Source organism: Corynebacterium crudilactis (genome assembly GCF_001643015.1).
In the GTDB taxonomy this organism is placed as follows: Bacteria; Actinomycetota; Actinomycetes; order Mycobacteriales; family Mycobacteriaceae; genus Corynebacterium; species Corynebacterium crudilactis.
Genome location: NZ_CP015622.1, coordinates 1739968 through 1756644 on the forward strand (window position 1 = coordinate 1739968; position 16677 = coordinate 1756644).

At 52.7% G+C, this 16677-nt stretch carries 16 protein-coding genes; 6 read left to right on the top strand and 10 right to left on the bottom strand.

Going from position 1 to position 16677, the window contains the following annotated elements:
- Positions 1–97: 97 nt before the first annotated feature.
- The 4 genes from dxs to dut all read right to left on the bottom strand — a co-directional run bounded on the left by dxs (position 98) and on the right by dut (position 4837).
- Positions 98–1999, bottom strand: coding sequence for a 1-deoxy-D-xylulose-5-phosphate synthase (gene dxs / locus ccrud_RS08195; protein WP_066566019.1), 1902 nt, complete (start codon positions 1997–1999; stop codon positions 98–100).
- A gap of 149 nt (positions 2000–2148) precedes the next feature.
- A complete protein-coding gene (locus tag ccrud_RS08200; RefSeq protein ID WP_066566022.1) occupies positions 2149–3387 on the bottom strand; it encodes a class I SAM-dependent RNA methyltransferase in 1239 nt (412 codons plus the stop codon).
- A 76-nt stretch (positions 3388–3463) separates the two neighbouring features.
- Positions 3464–4288: a DUF3710 domain-containing protein gene (locus ccrud_RS08205; RefSeq protein WP_066566026.1), complete on the bottom strand. Its 825-nt coding sequence runs from the start codon at positions 4286–4288 to the stop codon at positions 3464–3466.
- Positions 4289–4384: 96 nt separating this feature from the next.
- The gene (gene dut, locus ccrud_RS08210) at positions 4385–4837 is read right to left on the bottom strand and encodes a dUTP diphosphatase (RefSeq protein WP_066569735.1); all 453 of its coding nucleotides are present in this window, start codon (positions 4835–4837) and stop codon (positions 4385–4387) included.
- A gap of 65 nt (positions 4838–4902) precedes the next feature.
- Here dut and ccrud_RS08215 point away from each other — a divergent pair, with 65 nt between their 5' ends.
- Positions 4903–5454: a DUF3093 domain-containing protein gene (locus ccrud_RS08215; RefSeq protein WP_066566028.1), complete on the top strand. Its 552-nt coding sequence runs from the start codon at positions 4903–4905 to the stop codon at positions 5452–5454.
- Between the two features lie 94 nt (positions 5455–5548).
- On the opposite strand, the gene ccrud_RS08220 is transcribed toward ccrud_RS08215, so the two are convergent.
- Both ccrud_RS08220 and ccrud_RS08225 read right to left on the bottom strand, forming a co-directional pair.
- Positions 5549–5842 carry a DUF4193 domain-containing protein gene (locus ccrud_RS08220; RefSeq protein WP_066566030.1) on the bottom strand — a complete coding sequence of 98 codons (294 nt, stop codon included), beginning with the start codon at positions 5840–5842 and terminating at the stop codon, positions 5549–5551.
- Positions 5843–5995: 153 nt separating this feature from the next.
- Positions 5996–6838, bottom strand: coding sequence for an inositol monophosphatase family protein (locus tag ccrud_RS08225; protein WP_066566031.1), 843 nt, complete (start codon positions 6836–6838; stop codon positions 5996–5998).
- A gap of 69 nt (positions 6839–6907) precedes the next feature.
- Here ccrud_RS08225 and ppgK point away from each other — a divergent pair, with 69 nt between their 5' ends.
- Together ppgK and ccrud_RS08235 are read left to right on the top strand one after the other, a co-directional pair.
- Complete coding sequence (ppgK, locus tag ccrud_RS08230) at positions 6908–7660, top strand: polyphosphate--glucose phosphotransferase (RefSeq protein ID WP_066569741.1); 753 nt, start codon at positions 6908–6910, stop codon at positions 7658–7660.
- A 450-nt stretch (positions 7661–8110) separates the two neighbouring features.
- Positions 8111–9595: an RNA polymerase sigma factor gene (locus ccrud_RS08235; RefSeq protein WP_066566032.1), complete on the top strand. Its 1485-nt coding sequence runs from the start codon at positions 8111–8113 to the stop codon at positions 9593–9595.
- Positions 9596–10112: 517 nt separating this feature from the next.
- Here the strand turns inward: ccrud_RS08235 and ccrud_RS08240 are convergent.
- From ccrud_RS08240 to ccrud_RS08255, 4 genes are all read right to left on the bottom strand, one after another.
- Positions 10113–11444, bottom strand: coding sequence for a DUF418 domain-containing protein (locus ccrud_RS08240; protein WP_066566034.1), 1332 nt, complete (start codon positions 11442–11444; stop codon positions 10113–10115).
- A 68-nt stretch (positions 11445–11512) separates the two neighbouring features.
- On the bottom strand, positions 11513–12010 hold the full coding sequence (locus tag ccrud_RS08245) for a DUF4190 domain-containing protein (RefSeq protein ID WP_066566036.1): 498 nt from the start codon (positions 12008–12010) through the stop codon (positions 11513–11515).
- A gap of 134 nt (positions 12011–12144) precedes the next feature.
- Positions 12145–13857 carry a DEAD/DEAH box helicase gene (locus tag ccrud_RS08250; protein WP_066566039.1) on the bottom strand — a complete coding sequence of 571 codons (1713 nt, stop codon included), beginning with the start codon at positions 13855–13857 and terminating at the stop codon, positions 12145–12147.
- Positions 13854–14093: a DUF3039 domain-containing protein gene (locus ccrud_RS08255; RefSeq protein ID WP_066566041.1), complete on the bottom strand. Its 240-nt coding sequence runs from the start codon at positions 14091–14093 to the stop codon at positions 13854–13856. The genes ccrud_RS08250 and ccrud_RS08255 overlap by 4 nt, the downstream gene beginning before the upstream one ends.
- 159 nt (positions 14094–14252) lie before the next feature.
- Between ccrud_RS08255 and ccrud_RS08260 the strand changes: the two genes are divergently transcribed.
- Genes ccrud_RS08260 through dtd form a run of 3 tightly spaced genes read left to right on the top strand, consistent with a single transcriptional unit; the run spans position 14253 to position 16629 of the window.
- A complete protein-coding gene (locus ccrud_RS08260; RefSeq protein ID WP_245670209.1) occupies positions 14253–14639 on the top strand; it encodes a DUF3099 domain-containing protein in 387 nt (128 codons plus the stop codon).
- The gene (locus ccrud_RS08265) at positions 14640–16175 is read left to right on the top strand and encodes a DUF7782 domain-containing protein (protein WP_066566043.1); all 1536 of its coding nucleotides are present in this window, start codon (positions 14640–14642) and stop codon (positions 16173–16175) included. It abuts the gene before it with no gap.
- 19 nt (positions 16176–16194) lie between these two features.
- Positions 16195–16629 (top strand): D-aminoacyl-tRNA deacylase, encoded by a 435-nt coding sequence (gene dtd / locus ccrud_RS08270; protein WP_066566045.1) that lies wholly within the window; start codon positions 16195–16197, stop codon positions 16627–16629.
- Positions 16630–16677 lie beyond the last annotated feature (48 nt).

Genomic DNA, 16677 nt, shown 5'->3' on the forward strand with positions numbered 1-16677 from the left:
TGTTTTAGAATTTCTCATAGCTACTAAATAAATAAAAGCATCGGGCGGATAACCTTCTAAGGGTTATCCGCCCGATGCTTTTATTTAAAAGAGGCTGTTACTCTTCTCCGAATAGTGAATCCAACCAACCGACAACAGTGGTTTCAATACCATCTGCGTCTAGGCCATAATCAGCCAAGACTTCATTGCGGGTAGCGTGATCCAGATATTTCTGTGGAACAGCGATCTGTCTGCGTGGGGTATCTACTTCAGCGGCATTAAGCGCATCGGAGAGCAATGAACCCACACCGCCGTGGATAACGCCATCTTCAATGGTGATAACCACATCGTGGTCATCAGAAAGTGCCACCAAAGACTGTGGGATGGGAACAATCCATCGTGGGTCTACCACAGTAACGTTGACTCCATGGCTCTTGATTCTGGATGCAACTTCTAAGGCGACAGTTGCGCGCTCGCCCACTGCAATGATCAAAACTGAAGGTGCGTCTTCTTCAGGTGCATCTTCATAAGCCAACACATCAACGCCGTCTTCAAAGGTATCGATCGCAACAATTGGAGTCGGTAGTTCACCCTTAGGGAAACGCACAACAGTTGGGCCGTCATCAATGGCAATAGCCTCATTGAGCAGCTCACGCAAAGAATCCTCATCACGCGGTGCTGCCACCTGTACGCCAGGAACGATAGAGGTCAGCGCCATATCCCACACGCCATTATGGCTGGCTCCATCGGAACCAGTCACGCCTGATCGATCAAGCACAATGGTCACCGGTTGTTTGAGCATGCCCACATCCATGAGGAGCTGATCAAATGCACGGTTGAGGAATGTGGAGTAAATAGCCACCACTGGGTGTTTGCCACCCAAAGCGAGACCAGCAGCGGAAGTCACTGCGTGCTGTTCTGCAATGCCAACGTCAAAGAAACGCTCTGGGAAATTGGCTTCAAATTTGGACAGACCAGTAGGTCCTGCCATGGCAGCGGTGATTGCCACGACATCGTCGTTTTTGGCGCCAATCTTTACCAGCTCATCGCTAAACACAGAGGTCCAGCCTGGCTTTGATGCTGATTTTGGAGCACCTGTAAGCGGATCTATCACACCGGTGGAGTGCATGAGTTCATCAAGATCTTGCTCAGCTGGTGCGTAGCCTCTGCCCTTTTCGGTGACCATGTGGACAATGATGGGGCCTTCATAGTCACGGGCATATTTCAGCGCGTTGTCTACTGCTTTTTGGTTATGACCGTCAACAGGACCGACATATTTCATGCCGAGTTCTGGAAACATTTCGGTTGGAATGACGGTACTCTTCACGCCTTCTTTGAATGCGTGTAGTGCTTCAAAGGTGCGCTCGCCTACCCAGCCCATGGATTTCAGCGAGGTCTTGCCTTTTTCCATGAAGCGATCATAGGAAGGCTGCATGCGAAGACCAGCAAGGTTTTCTGCAAATCCACCAATCGTCGGTGAATAGCTGCGGCCGTTGTCATTGACAACAACAACCACGTTGCGGTCTTTACCGGCAGCAATATTGTTGAGGGCTTCCCAACACATACCGCCGGTCAAAGCACCGTCACCGACGACAGCTACCACACTGTGGTTGCTCTCACCGTTGAGTTGTTTTGCTTTGGATAAACCGTCTGCATAAGACAAGGCTGCAGAGGCATGCGAGGATTCTGTCCAATCATGTTCGCTTTCGGCCCGGCAGGTATAACCAGAAAGGCCGTCTTTTTGACGTAGCGAATCAAAGTCTTGCGCACGACCGGTTAAGATCTTGTGCACATAGGACTGGTGAGAAGTATCAAAGATGATCGGTTCTTGCGGCGAATCAAAGACTCGATGCAGACCGATGGTCAGTTCTACTACACCCAGGTTTGGGCCAAGGTGGCCACCAGTTGCTGCGACTTTTTCTACGAGGAAGGATCGGATTTCTTGGGCAAGTGCATCCAAGTCCTCATCGTTAAGGGCTTTTAAGTCAGCAGGTGTTGAAATACTGTTCAGAATTCCCATTGGCGTGAGTCAGACACCTTTGCTTCTCGAATGCGGACAGTTGTATAAGTGTCAGGCTGGCGACACTTTTGTGCAGGTAACAAAACATAAGTGCACCTGCGGTGTTGGAGCTATATTACTCTGTGTCGCCTGCCAAGGCTTAATCCGCCTTAAGACACTCGAGCGAAAACACCAATTGTTTCGAAGTGGTGTGTGCCTGGGAAGGCGTTGAATACAGCGATCTGATCCATTTCGTAGCCGTTGAGCTTCCAATCTGCAACATCACGTGCAAAGGTGGCTGGATCGCAACCGATGTGGATAACTAGCTGTGGCTTTGCCTCTGCGATGTGCTTGAGCACATCGGATCCAGCGCCAGTGCGTGGAGGATCAAGGACCACAACGTGAGGTGAAGGAAGCTGGGATGCCATGCCTTCAACTCGGCCGGTGTGGAAGGTTACTGGAAGACCTGCAAGAGCTTCTTCTCCAGCTTCTGCAGAACCTGGAGAAAGCTCAACAGAGTGCACTGCAGCTTCAAGCTTATCGGCCATAATCGGTGCAAATAGGCCCACGCCACCGTAGAGGTCCCACGCAACAGGTCCGCGCTTGTCTACGTCAACCAATTCCAGGCTGCCGAGCACTTCGCCGATGAACTCGGAATATGCTGCTGGTGCTTGCGTATGAGCCTGCCAGAAGGAGGACACTGGGAACTTCCAGGTGCGCTCACCAACGGTCTGCTCAACTTCGCCGGTGCCTTCAAGAACCTTCAGGACAGTTTCGGTGCGTCGTCCACGAGGTGCCTTGCGGGACTCTACGACGTGACGCTGTCCCTGGCTGTCGATAGCTGCAATGATTTCTACACCTGGGGTGAAATGTCGAGCGCCTTCGCCGACGAGCCCGTCGAGAAGCTCTGGAACAACCTGGGAGCACGCAGCTTCGGTGACCAGGTCATTGCTCTTGAGCTTGCGGAACCCGGCGCGACCGGAGGCATCGACGCCGAGGCGGACGCGTGTGCGCCAGCCGGCAGCTGGTGTGAGATCGTGGAGTTCGAAGGTTGGGAGTTCTTCTACGCCACCGATGCGCTCTAGCTGGTCGCGGAGGACGCGGGACTTGATTTCTAGTTCCACGTTTGGATTGAGTTCTGCGTAGTCGCAGCAACCTGCGCCTGCAGCGGCTGCTGGGCAGCGGGAATCAACGCGGTTAGGTGATGCGGTGGTCACCTTGGAAACTTCGCCTCGTGCCCATTTCTTTTTCAGCTGGGTGATTTCCAAGTCTACGACGTCGCCTGGGATACCACCCTTGACGAAGATAACTCGGCCGTCGTGGTGTGCAATGCCTTCACCGCCGTGAGCTGGCCTGAGCACCTCCACGGAGATGATGTCGCCTTTGGCGAGTTCGACGGTGTCAGTCATGTGACCTTGGTCCTCGTTTCACTTTCAAAAAGTTTTCTGTTCCAGCGTGTGGTGGAACAGCGCAAAGAGTTTAACCTTACTCTGCGTTGGTGGAATTTCCCTGATCGGGGCTCTGAGCTGGAGTGCTTGCAGCTGATTCGGTAGCTGCTGCTTGGGCTGCGCGTTGTGCCATTGCTTGTTGGACTTGTTCTGCCAGTTGTTTAGGTAGTGCTACTGGAAGTGGGCTTCCTGCGAGGATGGGAGCATCACCGCGGTTGACGAAGGTGCGAGCGATTACTTCGCGTCCCAGATCACGCATGTCATCTGCGCGGTCTGCTGGGCTGATCATGGTCATGCGCAGCATCCATCGTGGGCCATCGACGCCAGCAATGCGGATGGTGCGGTCATTAGCTGCGCCGACTACTTCCCTGCCCCAAGGTCCATGTTCTACTCGAACAGTCAGGCCATCTCGGCGCATGCCTTCGGCGATCTCTTTGGTTGCTACGCGCCATTGTCCAGCGGAGGTAGGTGCTGCGAAAGCAACTGGTGTGATGCGACCAAATTGGGTGACTACGTGGAGCATACGGGGACCTTGTTCGCCCATTTCCACTTGGACCTCAGAGTTTTGAGGTAGTGGAATTTGGAGTGAGCCGAGATCTAAAACTCCCTTGGAGAAATCAGAGAAATCGAAGTCTTGGATGTTCACGGAACCAGCATCAAAAGGACCAGTCTCACCGTTGATGGCATCATGTTCTGGATCAGGCTCACCTGCGGAAGGATCTTCCTCCAGTTCTACCTGCCCCAAAGAGCTGAGTGCTTCTGGTACTGAGCTTTCTGTCTCCTGCTGCAGATCAGCGGTAGGTGTCTCCGCTACAGTCTCGTTGACTTCTTCTTTTTTCTTACCAAAAGGCCATAGAGCCATGAGTTATTTTCCCGTCCTTATGCTTTCGCGTCTCTAATTTGTTCCAGTCTAGGGGGCTTGTGCGTTCCTGCCACCCAATTGGCCGGATGAGTTATTTTAAGAAGCGGTTTTTCCGGTGGAGCCGTATCCCTGACCACCGCGGACTGTCTCGTTGAGTTCTTCGACTTCTTCAAAATCGACGAGCTCTACTTTTTGGATTACCAGCTGTGCGATGCGGTCGCCACGGGTAATCGTGATGGGTGTTGCTGGGTCAAGGTTGATCAGGCATACCTTGATCTCGCCACGGTAGTCGGCGTCGATAGTGCCAGGCGCATTGACAATGCTGAGGCCTTCGCGTGCGGCAAGGCCTGAGCGCGGGTGCACCAAGCCAACAGTGCCAAGGGGCAATGCAATGGCGATGCCGGTGCCTACTACTTCGCGGTGTCCAGGTTGGATCACGGTGTCGGTGGTGGCGTGAAGGTCAACGCCTGCGTCACCGCGGTGTGCCCGCTTGGGCAGTGGAAGTTCTTTGTCGAGGCGGACAAGTTTGATGGGATCTAAATCAGTCACGGTTTTTAGCGTACCCACCTTCACTGAAATGACCTTAAATCACCCGTGAGATAGGATTGCCTTTTGTGAGTGATTCCCGACAATCTAATTCTGCATCTTCTACTCCCTCTGGCTCTAACGCTGATGGGGTAACCACAATTTATAGGGAACGGCAGTGGGTGCCTTGGTACTGGTGGCTTGCCATGGCGTTCGTGGTCGCGCTGCTCACTGCGCAATTTGGCCTCAACCGCAATGAATACTGGATCTATATTCCAGGTGTGTTGTTATCCATCATTGGTGCCTGGGTATTGATCTCTATGTCCAATACCGTAATCGCGGTAGAACAGGATGCTGATGGCACAAGGTGGCTGATTGCCGGCCAAGCCAACTTACCTTCCGATGTGGTTGCACGTTCTCTCGCCGTACCGGCAACAGCAAAGCGCAACGCTATGGGCCGACAGCTTGACCCGGCAGCCTTTGTGGTTTCCCATGGTTGGGTGCATGAAATGGTGATGCTGGTGCTTGATGATCCAGAAGATTCCACGCCTTATTGGCTGGTTGGCAGCAAGGATCCTGAAGCCCTCTTGCGCGCGTTTGTTCCTGAACAAGCTGACGCTGCGCTAGCTGATTTCCGCTAGCTAGAGCCCACATACTGTGGAAGCAGAAAACCCCGTTTCGCCCAAAAGGCAAACGGGGTTTATGAATTCTTAAAGCTTTTAAAAAGAGCCAGAATTATGCGCAATCAAGGCAGATGACTGAGCCATCTGCCTCAACATGAGACTTGCGGTTGTTGCGCTGTACAAGGAAGCAGCTTGCACAGGTAAATTCATCCGCGCGACGAGGAACTACATCAACGTTGAGTTCTTCGCCGGAAAGATCCACGGTAGGGATCTCAAAAGACTCGACGATTTCGCCGTCGTCATCCATGTCACTGTTCGCGTTTTCAACTGCCTTCAAGCCTTCAAGAGAGTCAGTCTCAATTTCATCTTCTGCGCGTCGACGTGGTGCGTCGTAATCGGTAGCCATCTTTGTTCCTCCCGAGTGGGTGTCGTTCACTAGCCGTGCACAACGCATATTTACATTGTGCAGCTTCTCATGCGCGCATATTAAAGGAGTTTTTCCCTCTTGTCATACCGGCAGGTCAAAGGCACAAAATTCGACGGACGTTGTGCAGTTAATTTAGCGGTCTAAAGCAGCAAAAGCACCCACAACTTCAAAATGCGCATGTGCAGCATCAAAAACACTCGGGCTGGCGGCGAAACAAATCTCTCCTGAAGAACCTGGAATAGACAATCCAGGAGCACGCACAATAGCTCCGGCTTCCGCAGCAATCAGGCTGCCTGCGGCAAAATCCCAGCAGTTCAGGCCATGTTCATAATAAATATCTACTTGCCCATCGGCCAGATGACACAGATCTAACGCGGCACTTCCCATACGTCGGATATCACGCACAGTGGGCAAGATTTTGGTTAAAAGATCGGCTTGGAGTGAACGTCGTAAAGCGGAATAGCTAAACCCGGTAGCCACCAGGGACTCGCTGACCACGGTGGCTGCTGAGACCTGCAGCGGCACGATTTCATCGTGCTCGGGCAGATATTTGCTTGCGCCTTCATGGCGCGCCGCGGTGTAGAGCACCCCGGTTTCCACATTGATCACCGCGCCAGCCACCACCTCGCCATCAATCGCCGCCGCGATCGAGACCGCATATTGCGGCAGGCCATAAAGGAAGTTGACGGTACCGTCAATCGGGTCCACAATCCACGTCACACCGCTTATCGACGCCGTCCCCGTGCCTTCCTCACCGATGAGCCCGTCCTGCGGCCGCAATTCCTGCAACCGATTAGCGATAAAATCCTCCGCCAACGTATCCACAATGGTCACCGGATCTACCGTGGAACTTTTCGTATTGGTGTAATCCCACAAATTGGTCAGCTCAGCACGCTTATCCCTAATCCGAGCAGCCGTCAACGTAGCCGTCTCCGCAGCGATCGCACGCAATTCATTAAACGAATGTTGTCCCATATGACCATCATGGTTGTTTTTTCCACAACTTGCCTGCCAAAAGCGAAAGTGATTTGTACACTTGGGCGCATGACTGAGACTGGATTTGGAATTGATATCGGCGGTTCTGGCATCAAAGGTGCCCGAGTTAACCTTAAGACCGGCGAGTTTATTGATGAACGCATCAAAATTGCCACCCCGAAACCAGCCACTCCAGAAGCTGTTGCAGAAGTAGTCGCCAAGATTATTTCTCAAGCACAATGGGATGGACCCGTTGGCATCACCCTGCCATCGGTCGTTCGCGGACAAATCGCACTGACAGCAGCCAACATTGATAAAAGCTGGATCGGCACCGATGTGCACGAACTTTTCGACCGACACCTAGAAGGCCGTGAAATCACCGTCCTCAACGACGCCGATGCAGCCGGCATTGCCGAAGCCACCTTCGGCAACCCGGCAGCCCGCGACGGCGCTGTCATCCTCTTAACTTTAGGTACCGGAATCGGCTCCGCCTTTTTAGTCGACGGCCAGCTTTTCCCCAACACCGAACTTGGCCACATGATCATCGACGGCGAAGAAGCAGAACACCTCGCATCAGCTGCCGTGAAAGAAAACGAAGATCTGTCCTGGAAGAAATGGGCAAAGCGCCTAAACAAAGTCCTACGCGAATACGAGATGCTCTTCTCCCCCTCCGTCTTTATCCTTGGCGGTGGCATCTCCAGAAAACACGAAAAATGGCTCCCATTACTAGAGCTAGAAACAGAAGTCGTGCCAGCTGAACTAAGAAATCGCGCCGGGATTGTGGGCGCTGCAATGGCGGTGAATAAACACCTTGCGCCATAACTGATACAAAGGTGATCTTTGTCCAAGGCCTTGATTCACAGCGCGCCTTGCTGTAGGAAAATCAGGCCCCTTTGTGACATCAGCGTAGTTGTTCAACTATAATGGAACGCTGATCGTGGACAAGAGTTAACCATGAGATTGATTCACCCCTTTAAGCCTCCAAAGAAGTACTTGACTCAACGCATTCCGGTGTTAAAAAATCGGGAGCAATTGAGACTTCCCCAGGAGAAGGCACCAGGGACATGAACAATTGATCGGCTGACCACACCCATAGAGATGTACCCAAAGTTGGGGATACTTTTTCGGCGTTTTTAGGGAACAAATACGTTTCCCTATTGTTGTATATAGGTATTCACACTTAAACACATCTCACATGGAAGAAGTGTTAAAGCTTCACTCGGATCAGTCGGAGATGTCGATGAAAATGCACCAGGAGCCGTGGAGAGCAGCATGGTAGAAAACAACGTAGCAAAAAAGACGGTCGCTAAAAAGACCGCACGAAAGACCGCACGAAAAGCAGCACCGCGCGCGGCTACCCCACTAGGAGCAGCACCAGAGGCTCCCCTCGTGGACACCCCTGCACGCAGCATCGATGGCACTAGCCCTGCAGCTGACGTGTCCACCACTGTTGACGCTGCAGAAACCGCCGCTCCAGTCAAGAAGGCACCAGCCAAGAAGGTCGCTAAGAAAACTGTCAAAAAGACAGCACGTAAAGCACCTGCTAAAAAGGCTGCTGCACCAAAGGCTGCACCAGCAACCGCCAAGGGCGAAGAAGCGCCTGCTGACGATAGCAAAGAAACACTCGTTCAAGATGAGCAAGACTTTGACGGTGACGTGGACTTCGTTGAAGGCATCGCAGAAGATGACGAAGACGAAGACGGCGTAGAGCCACTCGGCGAAGAAGCAGAAGACGACGATGAGGAAGACGGCTCTTCTGTCTGGGATGAGGATGAATCCGCAACCCTGCGCCAAGCTCGTAAAGATGCTGAACTGACCGCATCCGCTGACTCCGTCCGCGCTTACCTCAAGCAAATCGGTAAAGTTGCACTGCTTAACGCAGAGCAGGAAGTCTCCTTGGCCAAGCGCATCGAAGCTGGCCTCTACGCCACCCACAAAATGGAAGAAATGGAGGATGCCTTTGCTGCCGGAGACAAGGAAGCGAAGCTCACTCCTGCGGTAAAGCGCGACTTCCGTGCAATCGCTCGTGACGGACGCAAGGCCAAGAACCACCTCCTCGAAGCTAACCTTCGTCTGGTTGTCTCCCTGGCTAAGCGATACACCGGCCGTGGCATGGCTTTCCTTGACTTGATTCAGGAAGGCAACCTTGGCCTGATCCGTGCCGTGGAGAAGTTCGACTACTCCAAGGGCTACAAGTTCTCCACCTACGCAACCTGGTGGATCCGCCAGGCCATCACCCGCGCCATGGCAGACCAGGCTCGTACCATCCGTATCCCAGTCCACATGGTTGAAGTGATCAACAAACTTGGTCGCATTCAGCGTGAACTGCTCCAGGAACTCGGCCGCGAACCGACCCCACAGGAACTGTCCAAGGAAATGGACATCTCCGAGGAGAAGGTACTGGAAATCCAGCAGTATGCCCGCGAGCCAATCTCCCTCGACCAGACCATCGGCGACGAAGGCGACAGCCAGCTCGGCGACTTCATCGAAGACTCCGAAGCAGTCGTTGCCGTTGACGCCGTCTCCTTCACCTTGCTGCAGGATCAACTGCAAGATGTTCTAGAGACCCTGTCCGAACGTGAAGCTGGCGTGGTTAAGCTCCGCTTCGGCCTCACCGATGGAATGCCACGCACTTTAGACGAAATCGGTCAGGTTTACGGTGTCACCCGTGAACGTATCCGCCAGATTGAGTCCAAGACCATGTCTAAGCTGCGTCACCCATCACGCTCCCAGGTGCTGCGCGACTACCTGGATTAATTTCTGAGTGTCCGGGCTTCTGGAATACTGATCTGCTGGGCTGCCGGGCTGAAACTTTCCCTTTGTGGATTGTTTCAGCCCGGTTTTTCTATTCTCCTGGACTAAAGTCGCTTTAGGATATGCCAACTGCATGATGATTGAGGCTCTTTCACCTCCTCAGTGAGCAAGATGCAAATCCTCGGTCCGAATCGCTAGAAAACTTGAGAATCGAACGAGTATTTGCATTCTTCCGACGGTGAGGCACAAATCTTCGTTCCACTTAACGGGTGACAACGGCGTCTGGAACGAATTTTTGCACCGCGATCTCACAGGATCCTCAGCAACCCCAATCACCCCCAAAATAACCCCTTCTAGAATCCCGTCTAAGCGACGCAAAGCACCTACGCCATACGAATCACTCTGGGACTTTAAAACACCTCACAACGCATTTCCGTTATCCCCTGAAAAAGCGCTCCGCGCAAGCTGAGATCAGTACTGCACAATCTCAGTTCACAAGGAGCGCTAAAAACAGGTCCGCTTATTGAGAGTATTTTTCCGATGCTTTGTCTAAAGGCATCGTTTCGGGAAGCTGCGGATATGCGCCTGCGATATGTTTCGGTACATAAGGGTCCTGAAGTCCCTTTTTGCCGTAGGCCACATAGCGGTGCAAAGTTTCAAAAGGACCGCGTTTTCCAGCTAATTCCATGACATACGCACCAATCAGAGTGACTAGCCAGATAGCTAATGCGACGCCCGCACCTGCAAGGATTCCGCCACCTTGGCCAATTCCGAAAGTAAAAGGTTGGGCGAAAATAAGGAACAGGATTGATTGCGCAACATAGCCGCTCATGGAACGTGCGCCAAGCGCTGCAACCATCTTGATGGGAAGCGGAAATGACGCTGCATCACCACTATTAATTTTGCGCTGCAATGGCTGAACCAGCAAAGCTATAGCTGCCACGATGCCAGGTCCACTGAGAGCGCCCAATGCTTGGTTCAATCCATAGAACATAGTCACGGTTTCTTGGGGTAGAACACCAATTTCGGAGAGGCCCCATGGAAGTCCGACGAGGACCGCAACCGCGATGGACACCGAGGTGGCAATCCACAGTGGCTTTCTAAACTCATCAACCCTAGACAGTACTCGGTGACGAGCCGCAATATAGCCCACGATCATCAGGGGCATGAGCATCAAAATTTCCGTTGGGAGTATGCCAAATTGCAAAGGAACCATGAGTACTCCCATGCCGAGGTATTCCCCGTAGGAAGCAAAAGTAAGATCCAGACCAGTGGAGGCAGCTAAGGTGGAATCCTCCAAAATCAGAGGCAGCACAACGCTCATCCCCACACCAAATACTGCATAGACTGACATCATCAGGCCAGCGATCCACCACAGAGCTTTATCTTTTAAGGTCATCAATGCGGCAAAGAGCATGCCTGCAATCCCATAGAAAAACATGATGTCGCCCCAAAATAAGAACACCATATGGATCACGCCAAAAAGGGCTAAGAAACCATATCGTCTCAGCAACACTCCCCTAGCTGCGGTATCTGGGTACTGGCGGCGCCACAAGCTATAGACGATCATGCCCACGCCGTAGCCCAGCAATGTGGAGAACATGGGCAATCCACGAACGTGAATAAACATGGTGGCAAAGACTGCATAGATCTGTTCGAAGACAGAATCGTGAACTATGCCTCCGATATTGTTTGCTGCTGCTCCGCTTGGGCTAGGTATCCATGCCGTTGCCACATTGGCTAAAGCGATACCTAAAAGTGCGATGCCACGAGCAATATCTGGCGATAAAATTCTCGTTTTTTGTGCACTACGCTCCGCAACAGCATGCGTCGATGTGGCTGGTTCAGACATTATTTCCTTATGCTCAATGAAGATCCTGCGCCCTATCAAGCAAGCACAAGACCTTCGGGGATTAGTGTTTAGTATCCGTTGATAATGTCTTCAACACACTGCTGTTGAGCTGCAGCATCAGGCAAGTTTGCGCATTCTACAAGTCCGGAATTAGCGAAAAGCGTGACAGCAATAATGGTAATACCGATGAGCACTACAAGTGTCAGAATCGACAAGATCAGGCCAGTGATCGCGAAACCTTTACGCTTTCCTGGGCCATTAATCTTTTTCGCCTTTACTAGGGCAACAATGGCAACGATGATGCCTGCGAGAGCAAAAGCTGGAGCAAGAAGCGCCAAGAAAGCACCAACGACAGTGAACACTGCCAGAAGTGAGACAAGGGATGCGATACCTAGGCCCAAAGCCCATGTTGCTGCTGTATTTTTGGCCGAGTTCAGTGGAGAGTTTTCAAATCCACCGGTGTACGAGGAATCGTATGGACCAGGTTGGTTCGCCCCATAAGGTGCGTCATTAAAAGGGTTCTGGGAACCGGAATCATCATTATAAGGGTAATTCGGAGTGGTCATTATCTGGCCTTTCCATTAATTTAAGTCTGCAAATTGTGAAGCACTACATTATGTATTTTGTGCCAAAGCAACAATACCCTCAACATCCGATGTAGACATTGAGGGGAGAGATATTGCAACAAGAATGTTATGCACTACCACTTTCTCAAGTAGTCAATTCTTGCCTGTAGCTGTTCAGCGCTGCAGAGAGCAGTTGGTGGGCCACCGCACTTTTTGCGCGCTTCTGTATGAATCGCACCGTGTGGGCGTCCAGTGCGTCCAGAGGTGATGGAGACAATGGTGTTGAGTTCTTTGCGCAGACGTGGGATCTCATCACTGGCTACTTCTGCCACAGGTTTTTCGTGGATGACTGCGTCGCGTTGCTGTTGTTTTTCTAGTTCTTTACGGCGCTTTTCTGCCAGATCACGAGCATCGAGTTGTTCTTCTTGGCGCTTGCGTAAAAGCTCACGCATTTGTGAAGCATCAAGCAGGCCTGGAAGACCCAAATAATCTGCCTCTTCAGCGGAGCCAGAGAACGTACCTGTGCCATAGGTGGAGCCATCATAGATCAGGGAATCTAGTTCAGCTTCCGCACCTAGAGACTCGTACTTTGGCAGGTCATCCGCTTCGGACTCGGTGCGGTTGGCCTCTTGTAAGAGTTCATCATCCCAGCCTTCTTTGGGGCGATGGGGCTTGCCAAGGACGTGGTCGCGCGATACTTCTAGTTTTTCTGCAAGTTCTAGCAGTACGGGGACGGAAGGTAAGAATACGGATGCCGTTTCACCTGGCATGCGTGATCGTACGAAACGTCCAATTGCCTGGGCGAAGAACAGTGGCGTTGAGGCGGAGGTGGCATAAACTCCCACGGCAAGCCTCGGTACGTCCACGCCTTCAGACACCATGCGCACGGCCACCATCCACTCATCGGTGGATGCGGAGAACTCATCAATGCGGTCTGAACCACCAGGTTCATCAGACAAAATTACCGCTACTGGAGTCGAAGACAAGGTGCCTAAGATTTTTGCATAGGCACGTGCTGTCTTCGTATCTGAAGCAATAACCAAGCCACCCGCATCGGGGATGTTTTGACGCAGTTGCATCAAGCGGGTGTGTGCTGCGGAGAGCACTGCGGGGATCCAATCGCCCTTGGGATCTAGTGCAGTACGCCATGCTTTTGTGGTTTGTTCCGGATTAAGGGGGTCACCCAACCGCGCGGCGTATTCTTCGCCAGCACTGTCACGCCAACGAGCTTCACCTGAGTAGGCAAGGAATACCACGGGACGCACAACGCCATCAGCTAGTGCTTCTGAATAGCCGTACGTGTGGTCAGAGGTAGACACCATATGCCCCTCTGCATCTTCCTGATAGCGCACAAAGGGAATTTGTGAATCATCAGAACGAAACGGCGTACCAGTGAGTGCCAACCGGTGTTCCGCATCGCGGTAAGCCTGGCTGATGCCCTCGCCCCAGCTTTTTGCATCACCACCGTGGTGGATCTCGTCCAAGATCACCAAACTGCGACGAGCCATGGTTAGTTGGTAGTGCTTAAACGGGTGCATAGACACCTGGGCATACGTCACACAGATGCCGTCATAAGCAGGGTTGATGCTGCCTGAGTTTTTAAACTCAGGGTCTAATGCCAGCCCGACGCGAGCTGCAGCATGTGACCACTGCACTTTGAGGTGTTCGGTGGGCACGACAACAATAATTCGATCAACCGTGCGGGATGCTTTTAATTCCGTGGCCACGCGCAACGCAAACGTGGTTTTACCTGCGCCGGGGGTTGCCACGGCCAGGAAATCACGGGGTTTATTTGCTAGAAATTTATCCAGAGCTGCACGCTGCCACGCTCTTAGATTAGAACTCACTTCTTACGCATACCCTTAAAAATTCTCTCGCAATCCGGGCACACAGGTGAGCCGGGCTTTGCTTGTTTCGTCACTGGGAAGGTGTCGCCGCATAGGGCAACAACCATGCGACCGCTCACGGCGGACTCCACGATTTGGTCCTTCTTCACGTAGTGGAAGAACTTCGGGGTGTCGTCGCTAGTCGCGTTATCTTCCCTGACATCGGGACGTTCAATGGTCTTCGTTGTTGTTCTCACTTAAACCATCATGCCCCAGATTCCTCCGTTGTCACTAAACGGACTACCCTGTTCGATATGAACCAGCGAAAAGACCGACATGACCGGTCTTCCGGCGAGTCGGAGCATTCGCCCAACAGTCGCTTAAAGAAGTTATTCCACCGCAATGAAGTCTTACTTGTGACGGATAAAAAACGCACGCCCATGCAGGATATGCGTCGACGTCGGCGTATTTACAATGTCATTCAAGCCGCGCGTATCCCGTTGCTGATTTTGGCGGGCGTGTCGTGGATCATGTGGCATGCCTGGTTTTTGGCGGTTGTGTTATTTATCATCTCAGTACCCCTGCCGTGGGTGGCCGTGGTGATTGCAAATGGGCAAGGCGATCCGCGGGATCCGCGCGAGAAAAACGTCTATAAGCCGGCTCTTGTACGGGAGATGAATGAACGGGCACGATTGGAAGCCCAGCAGGCCCCACAGTTGGATAACCGCTCTCAAGAAGTAGATATTAGGCGCAGCTTTGATGGATTAATCATCGATGCTCAAGAAGAAGAAAACGATACATAAATGACTCACGCTAGAACCTCACTCACCGAGGCTGCTGCAGCCCTGAAAAGTCGCTTCCGCGAGATCGGTTACACCACCACTGGCATCAATAATATGCTGGGCCCCGATTTCACGGCGTCCATGCACGCGGGTCAGCCGGCGGCTGTACGCTTCCACCTGGATTCCTTGCCGGAATCGGAGCTGAGCCTCGCCCTACGGGCGTTTGTACTACGCGACCAGGTGCGCGTCGATAAGCTTGCTAGCTTGCTCGGGGACGTGCTCGGGATGCTTGTCGACGCCTCCCTCGTGGACATCACGGGCGATTATGCACAATTTTTGATCGATATTCGCCCGCATTTGATCGCAGGGCGCCAGCAGTGGGTCTTTTCCGATGCGGATGCCTCCATGACTCAGCATGTTCCAGGCCCCGATCATGTATTGGGCGTGGGTGCGGCAAGTTTGTCTCTTTTGCAGGCCACTCCCACCTCCCCTGTTGATACTGTCTTGGATTTGGGTACCGGCTCTGGCATCCAGGTCTTGGGGCAGGCTGGCTGCGCACAAAAAATCACAGCAACCGATGTGCATCCTCGCGCCCTAGATTTCGCTGAAGCCACACTGGTTGATTCCGGTATCTCCACCGAATTGCTCGAAGGCAGCTGGTTTGAACCGGTGCGTGGTCGATTCTTTGACCGCATCATCGCCAACCCTCCTTTCGTTGTCGGCCCACCAGAAATCGGACACGTCTACCGCGATTCCGGCATGGATCTAGACGGTGCAACAGCATTGGTGGTTAAAGAGGCCTGCGCGCACCTGAAACCTGGAGGCACCGCGCATTTGCTTGGCGCCTGGGTGCACTCTGCTGATCAATCCTGGCAGCAACGCGTTGCAGAATGGCTTCCTGATCATGGCTATGTAGCGTGGATTATTGAACGTGATGCCGTAAGCCCGGCGCAGTACGTGGGCACCTGGCTGGCCGATGAATCCCTCGATTTGCGCAGCCCAGAAGCAGCATCGCGTACCACAGAATGGCTCAATCACTTCGCGAAGGCCAACGTTACAGGTGTCGGCTTTGGCTTCATCGCGATCCAACGCCTTGAGGAAGAAGATGCCGAGCTCAAGTCCGATATCTTGGCTGAATCCATGACCCAATACTTCGAAGATCCACTGGGCCCAGAAGTAGCAGAATACTTCGCCAGAACCTCCTGGTTGCGTGAACAAACTAGAGATTCCATTCTGGAATCACGCTATAAGGTACGACCAGGTGTGGCACGTGAAGATATCAGCCTGGCAGATGCGGAAGAAGGCATGGGCTTTAGCTCTGTCACCCTGCGCCTTACCCGCACCGATGGCCCCCGGTGGTCACATGATGTGGATCAGCACGTAGCTGCAATCGTGGCGGGTCTCAACCCGCACGGACTGCCTTTTGAGGAGATCCTCGAAATGTTCGCCATGGCCCAAGGCATCGATGGAGAAGCCTTGCACAACAGTGCCATTGCAGCGCTTGTTGATCTCATCCGCCACGGACTTGTGCTCCCCGCCGATCTTCTCGATTCCTAAAACCTCTTTAAGGATTGTTGTGAAAGCAGTATTAACCCGGGTCAGTTCCGCAAGCGTAAGCGTGGACGGCGACATCGTCGGCGCAATTGATTGTCCAGATACCGGCGGTATTCTCGCTCTCGTTGGCGTCGGTATCGCCGATGCCGATGATGCATGGCAGACCATGGTGCGTAAAATTGCTGAACTGCGCATCTTGGACAGTGAGCAGTCCGTGAGCGATGCAGCAGCTCCTGTCCTTCTCGTCAGCCAGTTCACCTTGCATGGTCGCACTGCCAAAGGTCGCCGCCCCTCCTGGTCAGATGCTGCTCCGGGAGATATTGCAGAACCAATCATTCGTAAGATCGCACAAGGCTTAAAAGAGCGTGGGATTACTGTGGAACAAGGACAATTTGGCGCAATGATGAAAGTTGCATCCGTCAACGACGGACCATTCACCATTTTAGTTGAATGCTAAGCAGTCAAGTCTGAATACTGGAATATCCCCAATATGGGGGTGTAAAGA

Bases quoted from the DNA above. Each gene is read 5' to 3' on its own strand.
- ccrud_RS08225 (WP_066566031.1), bottom strand. From the start codon at position 6,838: ATGGGACAACATTCGTTTAATGAATTGCGTGCGATCGCTGCGGAGACG.
- ccrud_RS08220 (WP_066566030.1), bottom strand. From the start codon at position 5,842: ATGGCTACCGATTACGACGCACCACGTCGACGCGCAGAAGATGAAATT.
- dxs (WP_066566019.1), bottom strand. From the start codon at position 1,999: ATGGGAATTCTGAACAGTATTTCAACACCTGCTGACTTAAAAGCCCTT.
- ppgK (WP_066569741.1), top strand. From the start codon at position 6,908: ATGACTGAGACTGGATTTGGAATTGATATCGGCGGTTCTGGCATCAAA.
- ccrud_RS08205 (WP_066566026.1), bottom strand. From the start codon at position 4,288: ATGGCTCTATGGCCTTTTGGTAAGAAAAAAGAAGAAGTCAACGAGACT.
- ccrud_RS08200 (WP_066566022.1), bottom strand. From the start codon at position 3,387: ATGACTGACACCGTCGAACTCGCCAAAGGCGACATCATCTCCGTGGAG.
- ccrud_RS08235 (WP_066566032.1), top strand. From the start codon at position 8,111: ATGGTAGAAAACAACGTAGCAAAAAAGACGGTCGCTAAAAAGACCGCA.
- ccrud_RS08245 (WP_066566036.1), bottom strand. From the start codon at position 12,010: ATGACCACTCCGAATTACCCTTATAATGATGATTCCGGTTCCCAGAAC.
- ccrud_RS08265 (WP_066566043.1), top strand. From the start codon at position 14,640: ATGACTCACGCTAGAACCTCACTCACCGAGGCTGCTGCAGCCCTGAAA.
- ccrud_RS08240 (WP_066566034.1), bottom strand. From the start codon at position 11,444: ATGTCTGAACCAGCCACATCGACGCATGCTGTTGCGGAGCGTAGTGCA.